Source organism: Paenibacillus haidiansis (assembly GCF_036553665.1).
GTDB classification, from domain to species: Bacteria; Bacillota; Bacilli; order Paenibacillales; family Paenibacillaceae; genus Fontibacillus; species Fontibacillus haidiansis.
In genome coordinates this window covers 1-19,211 of record NZ_JAZHPZ010000004.1, presented here as the reverse complement: position 1 = coordinate 19,211, position 19,211 = coordinate 1, and the positions used below count along the sequence as shown (strand labels likewise).

Genomic DNA, 19,211 nt, shown 5'->3' with positions numbered 1-19,211 from the left:
ATCGCCGGCTTGTGAATGGACAAGTCCTAGGCGGTCTTTTTTCGTTTCTAGCTTCATACAATCTATCAGAAAGCAAACGGATTGATATGAACGGCGGAGGTCGAAGGAAATGAGAAAATATCGGATGCCAGGTTTTAAAACGCTGCGGACGGCGCTGCTCGCGATGCTGGCGATTGTCGCCGCGGCTTCGGTGTATGGTGAGCAACAACCGGTCATGCCCGGAATATCCGGGTATGCCTTGTCGGCGGGCCCGGCGCTAGGGACATATTCCGCCGGCGGGATCGCTTCGGCCATGGCGGGACCGTCAGGCTTGCAGACCGCCGCTGCGGATGGGAGCGGAACGTTCGAAGCCGAGCGGACGCCTCCTTCCGGCGTCGGCAGCGATGCCGCCCTGACGGATTCGGACGATTTAACCGCTTCGACCGTTCCGGCCGCTTCGATTGCCTCCGCGGCTAAGCCCGACAAGACTCCGCCCGCCCCAAAGCGGGAAAAGGTCGTGTACCTTACCTTTGACGACGGCCCGAGCAAGCTGACGGACGAGGTGTTGTCCATTTTGGACCGGGAGGGGGCTCAGGCCACATTTTTCGTCTTGGGCGAGCATGCCAAGCAATCGCCGGAAATTATTACGAGAATCGCGGAGGCGGGACATGCTATCGGAAACCATACTTATAATCATGAATATAGCGATTTATACAGCAGTTTTCCCCGCTTTTGGGAGCAGATCAAGCGGACCGAGGAGATTTTGCGGGAAATCACCGGCGTTCGTCCGGTTTTGGTCCGGGCTCCGGGAGGTACCTACGGTCATTTTGACGAAACGTATTTCGAGCTGCTGGAACAGGGCGGTTATAAGGTATTCGATTGGGATGTCGACAGCGGCGATTCCAAACGGAAGGGAGTTCCCGCCGCGGAAATCGTTAAAAACGCCACCTCCGAGAAGCTGAAGGACGAAATGATCGTCCTGTTGCATGACGGGGCGGGTCACGCGGAGTCCGTCAAAGCCCTTCCCGACATCATTCAATTCTATAAAAAACACGGCTATACGTTCAAAGCGTTGTCCCCGGAGCAAAAACCGGTCCAATTCAGCTTGGCCGCTTCGGCTAAAACCAAAGCCAAACCCGCTCCCTCGGCCGCCTGGATCGAAAGCCACGTCAAACCGAATGCCGCTTTGTTCGGGCCGGCCCAGCCGTTGTTCGTGGAAGCCGGAGGGGTGGAGACGAAGCTGGGCGCCGGTGAATATGCGCTGCATGACGGTCAGTTCATCGTCCCGCTGCGTTCCACCATGGAAAGGCTGGGGGCTTCGGTAAGCTGGGACGGTCAAAGCCGGACCGCGGTCGTCTTATGGGGAGATACCGTAGTAACGGTCGATCCGAATCGTAGCAGGTTGCTCACGGAAGGGCGGGAAGGTTCCGTTACATTTAACGGAATCACGTTTGTACTGAGGAACAATGCTTTGTGGTTGTCGCTGCGTCCGCTGCTGGAGGCGACGGGTCATCCGGTCGTTTCCTTCGTTTCCGACGGGGATGAACGCAGAATCAAAGCTATGTAGCGGGAAAGATCCTTGCGGAATCTCTCTATTTCCAGGTCTATGAACCGCGCTTTTTGGAGAAACTGGTTGATAGATTTGCTGTCTTATATGGAGGGATGGAGATGATTCAAGAGCAAGCCCGCGAGATTTTGGAGCGGCTGGTGGGGCGCGTTGAGCGCGTAATCGTCGGCAAACGCGAAGAAATCGAGCTGGCCGTTATAGCGATGCTGTACGGCGGACATATTTTGCTGGAGGATGTACCCGGGGTGGGCAAAACATTGCTGGTCCGGACGCTGGCCGCGTGCATGGGCGGTTCGTTCGGCCGGATTCAGTTTACTTCCGATCTTCTGCCCGCCGATGTGACCGGGGTGAATGTATATCAGCCTCATACCGGGCAATTCGAATTCCGGCCGGGACCGGTTCACGCGAATATCGTGCTGGCCGACGAGATTAACCGGGCGGCTCCCCGCACCCAATCGGCGCTGCTGGAAGCGATGGAAGAACGCAAGGTCACGATCGACGGGATCACCAGGGCGCTGCCGCAGCCGTTCATGCTGCTGGCTACGCAAAATCCGCTGGAATACGAAGGGACGTACCGGCTGCCCGAAGCCCAGCTCGACCGTTTCTTGATGCGTCTGACGCTCGGCTACCCGCAGCCGGAAGATGAAATGGAGATGCTTCGGCGCATGCAGGAGCCGCCCGTCGAGGTCAAGCCGGTGCTGCTGCCCGAGGAAATCGGGCTGATGCAGCGGCAGGTCAGAACCGTGCTGGTCGACGAGGCGATCAAGAAATACCTCGTCGCCGTAGCCAATGCCTCCCGGCATCACCATCCGCTGTTGCTCGGCATCAGCCCGCGCGGCACGATGGCCTGGATGGGGGCCGCTCAGGCGATGGCTTACTACAAAGGGCGGACTTATGTGATTCCGGATGATGTCAAGGCGGTTGCCGGGGCGGTACTGGCCCACCGGATCGTGCTGAAGCCGGAGGCGGTCCTTTCCGGGGTCAGCGGCGAGCAGGCGGTGGCCGAGCTGTTGAAACGGGCCGATGTGCCGATGTTTCACCGGGCCGCGGGTGGCCCGCGATGAGAAGCGGGATATGGACATGGCTGGCGGCGATTCCTGTAACGGTGGCGGTGGGGGCGCTTTACACCTGGAAAGGGGGCGAGTCGCTCCTGTTTGTGCTGCTTCTGCTGCTGCTCATCATGCTTCAGGGTGCGGCGACCCAGTTGCTCGGACCCAAGCGGGTCGAAGCGAAGCGGTCCTGGCATCCTTTGACTCCCCGGGCCGGGGACACCGTCGCGGTGACGCTGGACATAACCGTTTCCGGCGGGCTTCTTCCTCTGTGGGTGGAGGTCGAGGATGAATGGTCGGTCCCGCACGATACCGGCCAAGCGGCGGATGCGGGCTCCAGAGGAGGCAAGCTGGTTTTCGGCAGTTGGAAACGACGGTTTACCGGCACTTATTACCTGAAGGATTTGGACCGGGGCGTCTATACCGGTGATGATATGAGAATTACTTGGGGAGATTCATTCGGCTGGTTCAAGCGCGGTTTGCGCATGAAGGTTCGGGATGAGCTTGTCGTTCACCCCGTGCCGCTGCCGCTGGGTTCCGGCGGAGCCGGGACTGCCGGCCCGGATGTGGAGGGCTTGGACCTTGGACGGGATAGCGTGCAAGGATATGCGGAAGCGGGCAGGCTGCGCGCCTACATGCCCGGCGATCCGCTGCGCCGCGTGCACTGGAAAAGCTCGGCCAAGCAGGGCGCGCTATTGACGCGCATCCCGGAGGATCGCGAGATGCCGGCCCGGCGCCTTTATTTGGACACGGCTGCGGCATCGTACGACCGGCCCGGCGCCAAGCGGCCGGGAGGCCCCGCCCCCGGTGCGCCGGGAAGCGCGGACGCCGCGTTCGAGCTTGCCGTGTCCGCGGCCGCGGCGTGGCTTGCCCGCGAACTCGGCGCCGATGGCCGGGCCGAGGCTGATTTCCGCCACGGCGGGATGACCGGGCCGGTCTCCGGCGAAGCCTGTGCGCTTACGGGAATGCGCGGGCTGAAGGCCGGCCTCGACCTGCTGGCGGGCGTGACTCCCGGTCCGGCGGAAAGCGGCGACGGGCTCCTGAGGAAAGCGGCGGCCGTGACTGAAGGCGGAGCCCTGACCTTCATCACCGGCCGCCTGACCCCTGAATTGGCCGCAGCGGCCCTGCTCCTTGCCGAGCGCGGCGTCCGGCTCGAAATCTGGTGCGCCTGCGGGCCGAAGGGCGACGCCGAGAGCGCCCGTCTGGCGGCCGGCCTGACGGACCGCGGGCTCTCCGTCGTGGATTTGACGCGGTATAGTACCGCCGGGGCCGCTTCCGGGGAAGGAGGGGTCCGGCATGACATCGCTTAATCACCAAAGCCCCGTCACCGGCGGCCCGCTTCCCGGCGTCCATGGCCTGACGCCGCTCACGCCCGAAGCGGACAAGTCCCGCCGGCTGGCAGAAGGGGGGCGACGTGCCCTTACGTCTTTGCTGCTGCTGGGATTGTTCGGCGAATGGCTGTACCCGTTATATTCTTTTCTAGGCGGGGAACCCGTCCGGTTGATCGGGTTGTTTCTTGCGCTTACCGGCATTTTGCTGCTGCTCGGTTGTTTTCGTCTGCCCGCTTATGCGTTTGTGCCGCTTCCGCCGTTGTTGATCGCGGGAGCGATGTATTTTTTGTTCGGCCAAGCGCAAGGATTCTCCTGGTTTTCCGACTGCGCCGGGCTGATCGCCGCGGATGTCGCCGAAGCGGTGCAAACCGGCAGGCTGTACGGGCTCGGCGGCGAAACGCGCACGCTTCTGCTGCTGATCGGCTGGAGCCTGCTCGTCGTCTCCGTACAGGCGCTGGCGCTAAGCAAGCAGAGCAATTTGCTGTTCTTTGCCGCCTCCGTGCTGTACTTGCTCGCGCTTGAAACCGTTGGAGATGTGCCGGTATATGCCGGGCTTGTCCGTACGGCAGGCTGGGGGCTTGCCCTGCAGGCGCTGGTGTTTCGCAGCCGCCTGCGGGCAGGCGGCAAGCCGGGAGGGGCCGCCGCCATCGCTATCGCGATTGCAGCTTGCGTTGCCGGCCCCTTCCTCCTCAGCTCGCTTCTGCCGGTCCAGCCGGCGCGAGCCATTGCCTGGAGCCAGGTTGCGCAGGTCCTTGAAGGCTGGAGCGGCTCCGGCTTGAACGGCCCGTCCGTGAGCTACGCCTTGTCCGGCTACGGCAAGGACGACACCCGGCTCGGCGCCCCGCTCCGCCTGCGGCATGAGACATATTTTACGGCCGTATCGCCGGAAAATACGTATTGGCGGGGTGAGAGCAAAAGCGTGTATACCGGAGCGGGCTGGGCTTCGTCCCCGGCCGATCCGGCTTCGGCTTCACTCGCTGAACCGGAAAGACCTGAGGTCCAGTCCGCTGCCCGGAGCGTCCGGCAGACCGTCATTTTCAAGGAGCCGGCCACCGGAACCGTACCGCTGTTCAGCGGCGGGAGCCCGCTGAATGTGGAGCGGGTTTTTGCCGGTAAACCGACCGCCGGCGGATGGGAAGCGGCCGGATCGGATTCCGGCGCATTGAACGCCGGGACGGGTTCGCCACAGGCAAACTCCCGGTACGATGCCGGTGCGGATGCCTTCTACTTTGCGCCGGCATATCCCGAGCAAGCCGTTTACGGCTACGAGTTGGAAGCCGGGGTGCCGGAAGTTTCCGCCGAGAGGCTCCGCGCGGCCGGGGGAGAAGATCCGGCCGAGCTTGCCGGCCGTGAGCTTCAGCTCCCGGATTCGCTGCCGGAGCGGGTGCGCCGGCTCGGCGCCGACCTTGTGGAGGAGCGGCCAAGCCGATACGACGCGGTGCTGGCGGTCATGAACTACTTGAAGAAGCATTACGCCTACAGCCTGGACAGCCAATATCCGCCGGCGGGCAGCGATTTTGCCGACTATTTTCTATTCGAACAAAAAATCGGCTACTGCGACCATTTCTCCACGGCGATGACCGTGCTGCTCCGCAGCGGGGGAATTCCCGCCAGGTGGGTCAAGGGCTTCGCCCCGGGCACGCCGGTCTCCGAAGATGAGCACCGCTATACGGTCAGCTATGCCGACGCGCATTCCTGGGTGGAGGTTTATTTTCCCGGAGCGGGCTGGATTCCGTTCGATCCGACACCGGGTTACGAATCCGCCTTTGCCGCGGCGTCGACGGACGGAGGCGGGCAGGGCTTGCTGGAACAAGGCTCAAGCCTGTGGCGGAGACTGAGCGGCTCTTTGGGAGAGTTGATGGAAGAAACCGCCGCCAAGCTGTCAAATAGCCTGAGCTTGATTCAGGAGCGTTTGTTTTTCTGGACGAGCTTATTATCGGGCTTCGGTTTAACGGTATTGTTTGCCGTCCTCTACCGGAAATACTGGCTGCGTCAGAGCCGTTACCTCTTATGGCTGTTTATGCTGGGGCAGCGGCGGAGATTCCCGGAAAGAAGGGAGCTGCTGCGGGCCGCCGAATGCGTATGGCGGGAATTGTATAATGCTTATGGAGCGAAAACTCCGGAAATGACCGCCCGGGAATATGTGGAATTCATTAGCACCAAGAACGGGGGACGGAACTCCGATGATTTGGAAAGTTTTGTTCGCATTTGGGAGAACCTTTATTACGGGGGGGCCGGGTTGGACCGGACCGACAGCAGAGGCTTCTTGAAAATGTGCCGGAATTTGGCTTATTCGGGGCGCTGATTTGCCGCCCGCTCTTCCTTGACGAGCTCTTTTGTCGTTTCGTATAATTAGGTTCATGAATTGAGGGAGGCTCGGTAATGAAAAAGCCAAATGAACTGATTGTTGTCCTTGATTTCGGCGGACAATACAATCAATTGATAGCCAGACGGATTCGCGATCTGGGCGTGTACAGCGAACTGCTGCCATTTAACACCCCGGTGGAACGGATTCGGGAACTAGCGCCGAAAGGGATCGTGTTCTCGGGCGGACCTTCGAGCGTATATGCCGAAGATGCGCCGCACAGCGACCCGGCCGTTTACGATATCGGCGTGCCGATCTTCGGGATTTGTTACGGCATGCAGCTTATGGCCCAACAGCTCGGAGGCAAGGTGGAACGCGCAGCGAAACGCGAGTACGGAAAAGCGGATGTCGATTTCGAAGCGCATTCCGCGCTGACCAAAGGGCTCGACCGCAAGCAAACGGTGTGGATGAGCCACGGGGACCATGTCGTTGAATTGCCGGAAGGTTTTATTCTCGACGCTTCGACGGAGCATGCTCCGATCGCGGGCTTTTCCAACGGGGAGCGTAAATTGTACGGAGTTCAATTCCATCCGGAAGTACGCCATTCCGTTCACGGCAACGAGATGCTCAAGAACTTCATCTACGAGGTCTGCGGCTGCGAGGGCAACTGGAGCATGGAGACGTTCATCGAGGATAAGGTCCGTGAAATCCGCGAGCAGGTGGGCGATCAAAAAGTGTTGTGCGCACTGAGCGGCGGCGTCGATTCCTCCGTGGTGGCCGCGCTGATCCACAAGGCGATCGGGGACCAGCTGACCTGTATGTTTATCGATCACGGCTTGCTCCGTAAGGGCGAAGCCGAGAGCGTCATGGAGACGTTCGTCGGCAAATTCGATATGAAGGTCGTCAAAATCGATGCCCGTGAACGCTTCTTGTCCAAGCTGGCAGGCGTCGACGATCCGGAAAAGAAACGGAAAATTATCGGCAACGAGTTTATTTACGTGTTTGAAGAAGAGTCCAAGCGCTTTGACGATTTCAAATATCTGGCGCAAGGAACGCTGTATACGGATATCGTGGAAAGCGGCACGGCGACGGCGCAAACCATCAAATCGCATCACAATGTCGGCGGTTTGCCGGAAGACATGCAATTCGAGCTGATCGAACCGCTGAACACGCTGTTCAAGGACGAAGTTCGCAAAGTAGGCGAGGAATGCGGCCTGCCGAAGGAAATCGTCTGGCGGCAGCCGTTCCCGGGACCGGGGCTCGCGATCCGCGTGCTGGGCGAAGTCACCGAGGACAAGCTGAAGATCGTCCGCGATTCCGACTATATCCTGCGCGAGGAAATCGCCAAGGCGGGTCTGGACCGCGAGATCTGGCAGTATTTTACGGCCTTGCCGAACATGAAGAGCGTCGGCGTCATGGGCGATGCCCGGACGTATTCCTACACCGTCGGCATCCGCGCGGTAACCTCGATCGACGGCATGACCGCCGACTGGGCCCGCATTCCGTGGGATGTGCTGGAGAAGATTTCGGTGCGGATCGTCAACGAAGTGGAGAACGTCAATCGCGTCGTTTACGACATCACGTCGAAGCCGCCGGCCACGATCGAGTGGGAATAGACGACAAAAAATACTCCCTTTTATTTGCGCAGTTAGCAAATGAGAGGGAGTTTTTTTTATGATCAAAAAAATGTATGTAGTTCTATCCCTGGAAAATCTAAGTAGCTCTAGCCCGCTTTTTGGCGGCAGCCTTCTGTCTGGTCATCTCTTTGTATCCCGCGAAGCTCATGAAGATGAAAATCAGATTAATAATCACGAAGATGGTATAGCTTGAATGATAGGTGAATGCAAGCAGTAGAGCGATCACTTCCGCAATGATGAGAATGATGAATGTTGTAAAAGGCATGGTAAAGATAAAAGCCCACGCGATGAACTGCAGAAAAACCAATCCCCCGCTCAAAAAATGTCTAATTTCTCCATCATAGTCCACCGGCTGCGTTGTCAGAAACTTGTATCCCATAAATACGAGCCAGAATGCAAAAATAATGCCTGTGGCAACTCTCAATCAGCAAACCCCCTCAAGGCCAGTTATGTGTCGAACAAAATAATTATATTATTTCGGCATAATCTTGCAAATGTCGAATGTTGTAAGTAAATTTGGGAATACTACAAAAATTGGAGGGATAAAATAGGATATATATATCCAAATAGCGAACATTGGATAAGTTTTTTTGAAATAATATTCGTTTTTTGGTTGACAACTTCCCCTGTCCGAGCCTAGAATAAGTCATGTGATAGGTCTTTAAGTCCAAGACTTGTTCGGATAATTCGACAAATAGCATATCTTTTCGTATAATTCCGGGAATCGGCCCGGAAGTCTCTACGAGGTCACCGTAATGATCCGGCTACGAAAGGAAGAAGCGATAGTTTGGCCAAGATATGATCGGTATTGCCGTGCTCTTATTCGTTGTAAAGGCGCGCCGGTTCCGAGAGCCTCTTGTCTTCCCGCTTCTTCCGGCTGCTATCGGTACCCGGGGATGATTCAACCTCGGGCTTTTTGTCGTTTCCGACTCAAAATAAGGAGGAGTATTTGAATCATGGATCGCTTTTTTAAGCTGAAACAGAACGGTACGACGATTCGTACGGAGATCATGGCCGGTATTACCACATTTATGGCGATGGCTTACATCCTGACGGTCAACCCCAACACGCTGACTGCATTCGGCCGAATCGACATGGGCTGGTATTCTGTTTTTCTGGCGACGGCACTGGCAGCCGGTATCTTCACGATCGCCATGGGTCTTTTCATTAACTTCCCGGTTGCGCTTGCGCCAGGGATGGGTTTGAACGCTTATTTCGCGTCGGTAGTGCTTTCGTCGGCATCGACGGATAAGCCTTTTACTTGGGAAATGGGTCTCACTGCCGTATTTATTTCCGGTTTGATCTTTATCCTACTAACGGTAACGAAGATACGCCAAATGCTTCTGGATGCGATTCCCGATTCGCTCAAGCATGCCATTACGGTCGGGATCGGGCTGTTCGTTACGATCGTAGGTTTGAAAAACAGCGGTCTAATGACTGTCGGCGTGGAAGCCGGCAGCGATATTCCGGCGAACACGTACACGGATGTGTTATCCTTTGAAACGGTAATTCATCTCGGCAGTCTGCAAAACACAGATGTACAGCTTGCGATCATCGGTTTGCTCCTGATCGGGGTATTGATGGTGCTTAATGTTCGCGGCGCCATTTTGTTCGGAATTTTGGGTACTACTGTAATCGCCATGCTGATGGGTGCCGTTGATTTCAACTCTATCTCGGCCAGCCAAGCGAAATGGGTTCCCGACTTCTCGGAAATCAACTTTGTGAAGTTTGACTGGGAAGGCATTGCCCATACAGGCATTATTTCGGCCATCGTTACCTTTACGTTCGTCGAATTGTTCGATACGTTCGGCACATTGGTCGGTACGGCGACACGCGCCGGCATTATGAAAGATCCGGTGGAAGGCAAGAAGCGCGTCGGCAAAGCGATGCTCGTTGACGCGGTTGCCGTTACGGGCGGCGCTATGCTCGGTACTTCCACAACTACGGCTTATGTGGAAAGTACGGCAGGGGTTGCCCAAGGCGGACGCACCGGTCTGACGGCGGTAACTACGGGCGTTTGCTTCCTGCTCGCCTTGTTCCTGGCTCCGGTCGTGGCGCTGATCCCCGGTTCCGCAACGGCTGCGGCCCTGATCGTCGTAGGCGTGCTGATGCTTCAATCGATTCGCGAAATCGACTTTCAAGACATGGTTGTGGCGATTCCGGCTTTCTTGACCATCACAATGATGCCGTTCACTTACAATATCGCCAACGGGATCTCGTTCGGAATCGTTTTCTATGTGGTGCTCGCAACGATTGCCAACCTGCGCGGCAACAACAAATACAAGGTGCACTGGCTGATGTGGGTGCTTGCCGTACTCATCATTCTCCGCTATATCTTCCTTGGCAGCCAAGGCTAACATTTCTTAATAAAGCAGAAGGCCCGCTAACCAGCAGAACTGGTTGGCGGGCTTTTTTTAGTTAATAAGGCATAAGCTTGGTCCCCCTGCAATATATTTTTAAAAAATATTGAATACAAAGAACCGTATCCGGGGGGAAGTCGGGCCGTGTTAAGGTTTGTTAAAATCGCTTGGATTGCCGCAATGATGGGGATCATTAGTCTGGCTCCGGCTGGATGGCTTTACGCCGAAGGAAACAATTTGCTGCAAAACCCGGGCTTCGAGCAGGTTTCCGGGAATTCCCCGGATCAATGGAGCCGGGATGTTTGGGTGCAAACGGAGGGGGCCAGCGATCTCGAAGCTGCCTCCGATCAGGCGCATTCGGGAAGTTCCTCGGCCGTGGTGGAAAATTTGCAACCCGATCACGCGAAGTGGGTGCAGCGGATCTCGGTGAGGCCGGACACGGATTATTCCGTTTCGGGCTGGATCCGGGTCGAGGAGATGGGCAGCGGTGAGGTTGGAGCGACGATATTTCCGCTCGGTGTCGGCGGGCCGTTTCCGCATTTAACGGAATCGGACGGGCAGTGGAAGCAGGTGCAATTTTACGGCCGGACCGGACCCGAGCAGCAGGAGCTTACGATTGCCGCCGGAATCGGCGGGTACGGCCATCTGAATACAGGCAAGGCGTATTTCGACGATCTTCAGGTGGAGGAGGCCGGTAGCCTTCCCGAAGGCGTCGTTCCGCTTTCCTTGGAACCGCCTGCGCCAAGTGCGGGCGGCGGGGGAGAATCGCAGGATGGGACAGCGCAAACGGCGGCGCATGTATCCGTGCTGCCAATCCTATTGTTTTCCACCTTGTTCGGTCTGCTGTTTGTCCTCTTGTATCAAAGAATGCTTCGCCGCAAAACCGTCCGACTTGGGGAACCGGAAGGGCGGGAACACCTCTGGTTTGCTGCTATACTCGTGGTCTCGCTGCTTCTGCGTATCGGGATCGCCTTGACGGCCCGCGGCTTCGAGACCGATATGAACACGTTTATGGCCTGGGCCCAGCATGCCGTGGACCGGGGCATCGGCGGATTTTACGTGGAAGGGATGTTCGCCGACTATCCGCCGGGATATATTTATGTCTTGTACGTGCTCGGCTCTATTTGCAACGTGTTTGCTCTGGGCTTTGACGCGGCCGGGACGCAATTGCTCTTTAAATTTCCGTCCATCGTGACCGATTTGATCGCCGGATATCTCATATACCAAACCGCGGACAAGAAGCTGGGCGGTAAAACCGCATTGGCTCTATCCGTTCTATATTTATTGAACCCGGCCGTTTTAATCAACTCCTCGGCATGGGGTCAGGTGGACTCCTTCTATGTACTGTTTCTACTCGTTTCGATCATGGCTTTGATCGAGCGCCGTTTTGAACGTTCCGCCGTCTGGCTGGCCGTCGCCGCGTTGATCAAACCGCAGACGCTGATTTTTGCTCCGGTATGGCTGATCGCTTGTCTGTATTATCGCGACGGCCGGCGAATCGGCCGCAGCGTCCTGTACGGCATCGGCGCATTCGGCCTGCTCGCGCTGCCTTTTTTCTGGGGCAATGGCGGCTTGTCCGGGCTGATCGACCTTTACCGTTCTACCTTGTCCTCTTATCCTTTCGCCTCGGTGAACGCTTTTAACATTTACGCCCTGTTCGGCCACAACTGGTCTCCGCTTGACAACCGCTGGTTGCTTTTGTCCTTCCGGGCGTGGGGCATGCTGGCCATTGTAGCGGCGGTGGCTTATGCAGGTTATATCTCTTTCCGAAAAAAATGGCGGGGGCGCGACCTAACTTCATCCTATTTTATTGCGCTAGCCTTAATCGCCATCATGTTCGTGCTTGGGACAAAAATGCATGAGCGCTATATGTTCCCTGCGCTGATCCTGAGCCTGTTCAGCTACATGGAGGTGAAAGACAGCCGCCTGTTGGGGCTTTTCATGGGCTTTAGCCTCACGCAATATGTGAACACCGCCTATGTGCTCGGCTTTTTGAACGGAGGATCGAGTCCCGGGGAAGACGGGATCGTATACCTTTGCTCTATCGCCAATATCGGACTGCTCGCTTACATGCTTTATCTCGGGCTTGATATTTACGTAAAAAAGAGAATTCTGCCGCTGGAGCCGCTGACCCGGGCCGGCCTACAGGAGCGGGATTGCACACTGTTAGCCGATCTGACCTCGGCTTCGGTCACTCCGCATTCCGTCGGAGCGAGGTCCGTCCTGCGTCGCGTTAAAGGCTGGATATGGATCATCCTGATAACGCTGGTCTATTTGGCGGTGGCGCTGTACCAGCTTGGTTCGTTCAGGGCGCCCCAAACCGTATGGACGCCGTCATCGGGGGGAGACGGTTTTTACATTGATTTCGGCGATGTCAAGCAGCTTGAAAAGGTCAACATCTTCGGGGGCACGGGTCATGGAAAGTTCAAGCTTGAGTTTGGAGCGGATGATTCGGCTTGGGGCGATTCGCTTGAAGTCGTTGAAGATCACGGCAGTGTGTTCACCTGGAAGAGCCAGCCGCTTCAAATGGAAGCGAGATATGCGAAGCTGACGGTGGAAGAGCCGGGGTTCTCGCTGCATGAAATGGCATTTTATGAGCAGGGCGGTACCGGGCCATTACCCGTCTTGGGAATTCATGGGGACGATGGTCTGAACGCAAAGGAGGAGCAACCCGGCCTGCTGTTCGATGAACCGTCCGACGCGGTCAGCAAACCCGATTTCTATAACGGGACGTATTTCGATGAAATCTATCACGCCCGCACCGCCTACGAATATTTGCATGGACTACCTGCCTATGAGACAACGCATCCTCCGCTCGGCAAGCTGCTGATCGCCGTCGGCATCAAGGCGTTCGGACTAAGCCCGTTCGGTTGGCGGATTATCGGCACGCTGTTCGGGGCCGCCATGCTGCCGCTGATTTACGCCTTTGCACTTCGCCTGTTCGGTCAACGCAAATATGCGATCATGTCCGCCGTGCTGTTTGCCGCTGAATTTATGCATTTTACCCAGACGCGCATCGCCACGATCGATGTGTACGGCGTGTTCTTTATACTGCTGATGTTTTACTTCATGAGCCGGTATTTCAATCTGAATTTTCATCGTGACGGTCTGGGCAAGACGCTCGTTCCGCTGTTCTGGGCGGGGCTGTTCTTCGGCATCGGCGTCGCCTCCAAGTGGATCGTCGTCTACGGTGGAGCCGGGCTGGCGGTGATGCTGGGCATCTCGTTGTATTTCCGCTACAGGGAGTATGCCGCCGCCCGCAGTGCACTGGTGGCGGAAGACTTGGAGCATCCCGAACCGGAGGAGCGAATTTCGCTTTACCGCCGGACGGTCGCAGCTTTTCCAAAGAACATGCTGCTCACGCTCGGTGCCTGCGTCATCTTTTTCGTGCTGATCCCCGGGGCGGTATATGCCTTGTCGTTCATTCCGCAGCTCGCCGCTTCTCCGGGCGGGTTTACATGGCAGGCCCTCATCCAGGCCCAAAAGGATATGTTCGATTATCACAGCAGACTGGTGAGCGATCATCCCTTTGCTTCCTCCTGGTGGGAGTGGCCCTTTATGAAAAGGCCCGTCTGGTACTATGGCGGGGAATGGGAGCCCACAGGCATAGTGTCAACGATCGTGACTATGGGCAATCCGCTGATTTGGTGGACCGGCGTATTTATGCTGGTGCTGACCATATGGCTTTCGTTGAAGCGTAAGGACCGGTTCGCCTATGTCATCTGGATCGCTTATCTGGCCCAGTATATCCCCTGGATGCTCGTTTCCAGAGAAACGTTTCTGTATCACTATTTTGCCATGGTGCCGTTCATGGTCCTGGCAATTGTGTATACGGCGAAAGTCATAGAAGAAAGAGTGCCGCGGCTTGGCTGGATCAGAAAATGGTACATGGCGCTGGCCGTACTATTGTTTATCGCATTCTATCCGGCGCTGTCCGGCATGCCGGTGAGCTCGTTCTATGTGGAGCATATTCTGCGCTGGTTTCTTTCGTGGGTATTTTAAAGGTTAGGGGGATCGGGGAGGTTATGGCGATTGGCTGCAGTGTGATCGTTCCGATGTTTAATGAAGAGGAAGTCATCGAGCATACTTATACCCGTTTGAAGCGGGTGATGGATGTGACGGGAGAAGATTACGAGCTTATTTTCGTGAATGACGGCAGCTCGGACCGGACGGCGGAAATCGTGGAGGCGATCGTGAGGCGCGATGCGCATGTGCGGGTGATCCATTTTTCCCGGAATTTCGGCCATCAGGTGGCCATCAGCGCGGGCATGGATTATGCCGCCGGACAATCGGTCGTCATCATTGACGCGGATCTTCAGGACCCGCCGGAGATCATTCTCGAAATGCTCGATAAGTGGAAGGAAGGCTATGAGGTCGTTTACGGAAGGCGAATCAAGCGCAAAGGCGAGACGGTGTTTAAAAAGACTACGGCGCTCCTGTTTTACCGGGTGCTCGGGAGATTGACGCAGGTCGACATTCCCCTTGATACCGGGGATTTCCGGCTCATCGACCGCAAGGTATGCGATGTGCTCAAAGGGCTCAAGGAGAAAAATCGCTTTGTCCGCGGGCTGGTCGGATGGGCGGGCTTCCGCCAGACCCAGGTGGAATATGTGCGCGAGGAACGCTATGCCGGGGTGACGAAATATCCGCTGCGCAAAATGCTGCGCTTCGCCGCCGACGGCATCACGTCTTTTTCCCATAAGCCGCTGAAAATCGCCTCTTACGTCGGATTTGTTCTGTCGCTGACCAGCTTCGTGTACCTGTTTGTCGTGCTGCTGCAAAAATGGCTCGCTTTCGGCACGGTTCCAGGCTGGGCCTCGATCGTGGCGATCAATCTTTTCTTTAACGGCATTGTGCTGATGCTGCTCGGCGTGATGGGGGAGTATATCGGCCGAATTTATGATGAAACGAAGGAACGGCCTTTGTATATCGTGCGCGACAAAGCGGGCTTTGAGTTTGCGGATGGCGGATACTTGAGCCAAAATTCATCGACGGCGGAAGGGGATTTGCGAGAGCGGGCCGAGGAATATGCAGGTTAAGCGGTCCGCAGTTCATCGGTTCAAACCGTCTCTGCTGCAATTTGCAAAATTCAATATGGTAGGCGTAATTAACACAGCCATCGACTTTGCCTGTTTTGCGCTTTTGACGGAATGGGGGGCGGAGCACGGAATCGCCCAGATTTTCTCATACTCGGCAGGAATGGTGAACAGCTTTTTGATGAACAGACGGTATACGTTTGATGACCGGAGGATGGCTAATACGAACCGGCGGGGACCCGATGCGAAACGGTTTATCCGGTTTGTTGCACTGAATTTGATCGTTCTTGCCCTTTCACTGGTTTTACTGAGGTTGATGTCTTTTTTTCCTGAAGTGCATGTTCTTTTGGCCAAGGCCGGGGTTACTTTCGTCACGGTTATCCTGAATTTTTACGGAAGCCGGAAATGGGTGTTCCGGAGGAATCTTGATACGGTCGAAAATAGTTTGCCCAGTTCGACCGAGGATTAACAAATAAATTTTGCCGGCTTGTGCATCGTGAGGCATAGTGCAAGCCTTAGTCCAATAAGATAAAAAAGAAAAAGTACTGTTTTAAAATGAATATCTTTTTGTACTGGAGTGGGCTGAATGGGAAAGAAAGCAAGGACAGCCATTGCCGCCACATTGGCTGCCGGGCTCGCGCTGGGAATGACAAGTGCGGTAACGGCAACCTCTGGCGGGGAGAATGAGAATCAGGGAGAACCGGAGTACAGTACGCTTGGGGGGCATCACCCGACGCATAGACCGACAAATTCGCCAACATCGACGCCGAAGCCGACATCGACGAAGACGCCGAAGCCGACATCGACGAAGACGCCGAAGCCGACATCGACGAAGACGCCGAAGCCGACATCGACGAAGACGCCAAAGCCAACATCGACGAAGACGCCGAAACCTACACGGACGCCTGATTGTCCGACACCAACACCGACCCGAACACCGACGGAAACGGCGACACCAACACCGACGGAAACGGCGACACCGACGCCGACGGAGACAGCGACACCAACACCGACGGAAACGGCGACACCAACACCGACGGAAACGGCGACACCGACGCCGACGGAGACAGCGACACCAACGCCAACGGAAACGGCGACACCAACACCGACGGAAACGGCGACGCCAACGCCAACGGAAACGGCGACACCGACGCCGACGGAGACAGCGACACCAACGCCAACGGAAACGGCGACACCGACGCCGACGGAGACAGCGACACCAACACCGACGGAAACGGCGACACCAACACCGACGGAAACGGCGACGCCAACGCCAACGGAAACGGCGACACCGACGCCGACGGAGACAGCGACACCAACGCCGACGGAGACAGCGACACCGACACCGACGGAAACAGCGACACCAACGCCGACGGAGACAGCGACACCAACGCCAACGGAAACGGCGACACCAACGCCGACGGAGACAGCGACACCAACGCCAACGGAAACGGCGACACCGACACCGACAGAAACGGCGACGCCGACGCCAGCAGAAACAGTAACACCGACACCAACCCCAACGGAGACAGCGACACCAAGGCCAACCCGAAAACCAGGGCGTACATCCACCCCTACAAAGACTTCAACGCCAAGTTCCACACCAACATCCACGCCAACATCGACACCAAGTGCAACGCCTATAGCGACACCGACACCGGACTCAACCGCGACTCCGACGGTAGATCCGACTTCAAGCCCAAGCCCCACTCCGGCGGTCTTATCTAATGAAACAACAGAACCTCCAGGACCTAATGTTTCGGAAAATACAAATTCGACCCAGGATCAAGTTCAAGTAACAGAAGCAAAGACTCTTCCCAAAACAGGCGAAAGCAGCTCCGTGCCATTTTACATTTTAGGTTCGGTCATCACTGCGCTAGGGATCATTTTTAGAAAAACGGCAAAAAGAAATTAAAAGATTTCTATTGTTAAAGAGAAGTAAAGGGGTCAAACTCTTTGCTTCTCTATTTAGTCTGAAGGGACGTATTCTAATGAAGAAACTCGCCTACATTTTAATTGTGGCCGGTATCATGATTATCCTGTTTCCGAAAGCTAACGAATGGTATGCGGACTTAAAACAAAAAAACCTGCTGGAGCAGGCTATGAGCAACAACAGTCCCCAAAGCGCCGAAGCGTTTAATCAGAAGCTTAAGCGCGAATATCTGAACATGTCCCAGGTATTGTCGGCGGCGGAATCGTTGGAAACAACGGTTTCACTTAAAACAACTAGCAATGCTAATAATCAGGAGGGGGCCATCGCCATAATCATAATTCCTAAAATAGATGTAGAGCTACCCATTCTTGAAGGGGCTACCAAATCCAATATGAAATACGCCGCCGCACACCTAAAAGAAACGGCTGCCTTAGGGGAGGAGGGAAACGCGGCGATTGCCGCTCACCGGGCACATACGAAAGGGAGGTTATTCAACCGCCTGAATGAAGTGGAAGCCGGCGATGAAATTATTATTGAAGCAAGAGGAAGTCGTTATGTCTACGTTGTCGACAAAATATCCATTGTAGAGCCGACGGATATTTCTGTCCTTGACTCCGAAGACCAAAGTAAAAAAGTGTTGACGTTAATTACTTGCGATCCGCTTATCAATCCGACCCATCGGTTAATCGTCCGTGGAAAGATGCAGGAGTAAGTGAAAAACGGGAATTGCAGAATCCATATTTTACAATTTGTTTTATAGGGAGATATCTGATATATTAGTAAATGTCGCTTCGAGCGATAGGTTGTTGAAAAGCAAGCTTGAAGATTTTAAAAAAAGACTTGCATTTCAATCTCGAACCTGATATAATATAAGAGTTGCCGCTGATGCAGCGACAACGACTGAATGAAGTTGATCTTTGAAAACTGAACAACGAGTGAGTATTAAATGAGAAGTAAAATTCTCGTCAGTTTTGAAATGAGCAAGTCAAACACTTTATTGGAGAGTTTGATCCTGGCTCAGGACGAACGCTGGCGGCGTGCCTAATACATGCAAGTCGAGCGGACCTGATGGAGTGCTTGCACTCCTGAGGGTTAGCGGCGGACGGGTGAGTAACACGTAGGCAACCTGCCCGTAAGACTGGGATAACTACCGGAAACGGTAGCTAATACCGGATAATTTATTTCATCGCATGGTGAGATAATGAAAGGCGGAGCAATCTGTCACTTACGGATGGGCCTGCGGCGCATTAGCTAGTTGGTGGGGTAACGGCTCACCAAGGCGACGATGCGTAGCCGACCTGAGAGGGTGAACGGCCACACTGGGACTGAGACACGGCCCAGACTCCTACGGGAGGCAGCAGTAGGGAATCTTCCGCAATGGACGAAAGTCTGACGGAGCAACGCCGCGTGAGTGATGAAGGTTTTCGGATCGTAAAGCTCTGTTGCCAGGGAAGAACGTCCGTTAGAGTAACTGCTAACGGAGTGACGGTACCTGAGAAGAAAGCCCCGGCTAACTACGTGCCAGCAGCCGCGGTAATACGTAGGGGGCAAGCGTTGTCCGGAATTATTGGGCGTAAAGCGCGCGCAGGCGGTCATTTAAGTCTGGTGTTTAATCTCGGGGCTCAACTCCGGGTCGCACTGGAAACTGGGTGACTTGAGTGCAGAAGAGGAGAGTGGAATTCCACGTGTAGCGGTGAAATGCGTAGAGATGTGGAGGAACACCAGTGGCGAAGGCGACTCTCTGGGCTGTAACTGACGCTGAGGCGCGAAAGCGTGGGGAGCAAACAGGATTAGATACCCTGGTAGTCCACGCCGTAAACGATGAATGCTAGGTGTTAGGGGTTTCGATACCCTTGGTGCCGAAGGAAACCCATTAAGCATTCCGCCTGGGGAGTACGGTCGCAAGACTGAAACTCAAAGGAATTGACGGGGACCCGCACAAGCAGTGGAGTATGTGGTTTAATTCGAAGCAACGCGAAGAACCTTACCAGGTCTTGACATCCCTCTGACCGGT

Annotated in this window: 13 protein-coding genes, 1 rRNA gene and 1 riboswitch; of the genes, 13 read left to right on the top strand and 1 reads right to left on the bottom strand. The window is 55.7% G+C overall.

Features of this window, described 5'->3' with window-relative positions; translation table 11 throughout:
- Nucleotides 1-109 precede the first annotated feature (109 nt).
- The 5 genes from V3851_RS09700 to guaA all read left to right on the top strand — a co-directional run bounded on the left by V3851_RS09700 (nt 110) and on the right by guaA (nt 7,847).
- A complete protein-coding gene (locus V3851_RS09700) occupies nt 110-1,546 on the top strand; it encodes a polysaccharide deacetylase (RefSeq protein WP_331846339.1) in 1,437 nt (478 codons plus the stop codon).
- A 101-nt stretch (nt 1,547-1,647) separates the two neighbouring features.
- A complete protein-coding gene (locus V3851_RS09695; protein ID WP_331846338.1) occupies nt 1,648-2,610 on the top strand; it encodes an AAA family ATPase in 963 nt (320 codons plus the stop codon).
- Nucleotides 2,607-3,905, top strand: coding sequence for a DUF58 domain-containing protein (locus V3851_RS09690; RefSeq protein ID WP_331846337.1), 1,299 nt, complete (start codon nt 2,607-2,609; stop codon nt 3,903-3,905). The genes V3851_RS09695 and V3851_RS09690 overlap by 4 nt, the downstream gene beginning before the upstream one ends.
- Nucleotides 3,892-6,231 (top strand): transglutaminase-like domain-containing protein, encoded by a 2,340-nt coding sequence (locus V3851_RS09685; protein ID WP_331846336.1) that lies wholly within the window; start codon nt 3,892-3,894, stop codon nt 6,229-6,231. The genes V3851_RS09690 and V3851_RS09685 overlap by 14 nt, the downstream gene beginning before the upstream one ends.
- A 77-nt stretch (nt 6,232-6,308) precedes the next feature.
- The gene (gene guaA / locus V3851_RS09680; RefSeq protein WP_331846335.1) at nt 6,309-7,847 is read left to right on the top strand and encodes a glutamine-hydrolyzing GMP synthase; all 1,539 of its coding nucleotides are present in this window, start codon (nt 6,309-6,311) and stop codon (nt 7,845-7,847) included.
- Between the two features lie 97 nt (nt 7,848-7,944).
- Here guaA and V3851_RS09675 read toward each other — a convergent pair whose 3' ends face one another.
- Nucleotides 7,945-8,292: a hypothetical protein gene (locus V3851_RS09675; protein ID WP_331846334.1), complete on the bottom strand. Its 348-nt coding sequence runs from the start codon at nt 8,290-8,292 to the stop codon at nt 7,945-7,947.
- A 263-nt stretch (nt 8,293-8,555) separates the two neighbouring features.
- Nucleotides 8,556-8,655: riboswitch (purine riboswitch) on the top strand.
- Between the two features lie 169 nt (nt 8,656-8,824).
- On the opposite strand from V3851_RS09675, the gene V3851_RS09670 reads away from it, so the two are divergent.
- The 8 genes from V3851_RS09670 to V3851_RS09640 form a co-directional block, all read left to right on the top strand.
- A complete protein-coding gene (locus V3851_RS09670) occupies nt 8,825-10,225 on the top strand; it encodes an NCS2 family permease (RefSeq protein WP_331846333.1) in 1,401 nt (466 codons plus the stop codon).
- A gap of 147 nt (nt 10,226-10,372) precedes the next feature.
- Nucleotides 10,373-14,230, top strand: a complete 3,858-nt coding sequence (locus V3851_RS09665; protein ID WP_331846332.1) for a glycosyltransferase family 39 protein — start codon at nt 10,373-10,375, stop codon at nt 14,228-14,230.
- Nucleotides 14,231-14,253: 23 nt separating this feature from the next.
- A complete protein-coding gene (locus V3851_RS09660) occupies nt 14,254-15,267 on the top strand; it encodes a glycosyltransferase family 2 protein (protein ID WP_331846331.1) in 1,014 nt (337 codons plus the stop codon).
- Nucleotides 15,257-15,733 (top strand): GtrA family protein, encoded by a 477-nt coding sequence (locus tag V3851_RS09655; RefSeq protein WP_331846330.1) that lies wholly within the window; start codon nt 15,257-15,259, stop codon nt 15,731-15,733. Before V3851_RS09660 ends, V3851_RS09655 begins: the two co-directional genes overlap by 11 nt.
- A gap of 440 nt (nt 15,734-16,173) precedes the next feature.
- Complete coding sequence (locus V3851_RS09650) at nt 16,174-16,992, top strand: hypothetical protein (protein WP_331846329.1); 819 nt, start codon at nt 16,174-16,176, stop codon at nt 16,990-16,992.
- Complete coding sequence (locus tag V3851_RS26965; RefSeq protein WP_414859291.1) at nt 16,907-17,179, top strand: LPXTG cell wall anchor domain-containing protein; 273 nt, start codon at nt 16,907-16,909, stop codon at nt 17,177-17,179. The genes V3851_RS09650 and V3851_RS26965 overlap by 86 nt, the downstream gene beginning before the upstream one ends.
- Before the next feature lie 76 nt (nt 17,180-17,255).
- The gene (locus V3851_RS09645; protein WP_331846328.1) at nt 17,256-17,909 is read left to right on the top strand and encodes a class D sortase; all 654 of its coding nucleotides are present in this window, start codon (nt 17,256-17,258) and stop codon (nt 17,907-17,909) included.
- Between the two features lie 282 nt (nt 17,910-18,191).
- Nucleotides 18,192-19,211: ribosomal RNA gene (locus V3851_RS09640) — 16S ribosomal RNA — on the top strand; the annotation flags it as partial.

Excerpts from the sequence above, each read along its gene's own strand:
- V3851_RS09655 (WP_331846330.1), top strand. The coding sequence starts at position 15,257 with ATGCAGGTTAAGCGGTCCGCAGTTCATCGGTTCAAACCGTCTCTGCTG.
- V3851_RS09690 (WP_331846337.1), top strand. The coding sequence starts at position 2,607 with ATGAGAAGCGGGATATGGACATGGCTGGCGGCGATTCCTGTAACGGTG.
- V3851_RS09660 (WP_331846331.1), top strand. The coding sequence starts at position 14,254 with ATGGCGATTGGCTGCAGTGTGATCGTTCCGATGTTTAATGAAGAGGAA.
- V3851_RS09700 (WP_331846339.1), top strand. The coding sequence starts at position 110 with ATGAGAAAATATCGGATGCCAGGTTTTAAAACGCTGCGGACGGCGCTG.
- V3851_RS09695 (WP_331846338.1), top strand. The coding sequence starts at position 1,648 with ATGATTCAAGAGCAAGCCCGCGAGATTTTGGAGCGGCTGGTGGGGCGC.
- V3851_RS09685 (WP_331846336.1), top strand. The coding sequence starts at position 3,892 with ATGACATCGCTTAATCACCAAAGCCCCGTCACCGGCGGCCCGCTTCCC.
- V3851_RS09670 (WP_331846333.1), top strand. The coding sequence starts at position 8,825 with ATGGATCGCTTTTTTAAGCTGAAACAGAACGGTACGACGATTCGTACG.
- V3851_RS09645 (WP_331846328.1), top strand. The coding sequence starts at position 17,256 with ATGAAGAAACTCGCCTACATTTTAATTGTGGCCGGTATCATGATTATC.
- guaA (WP_331846335.1), top strand. The coding sequence starts at position 6,309 with ATGAAAAAGCCAAATGAACTGATTGTTGTCCTTGATTTCGGCGGACAA.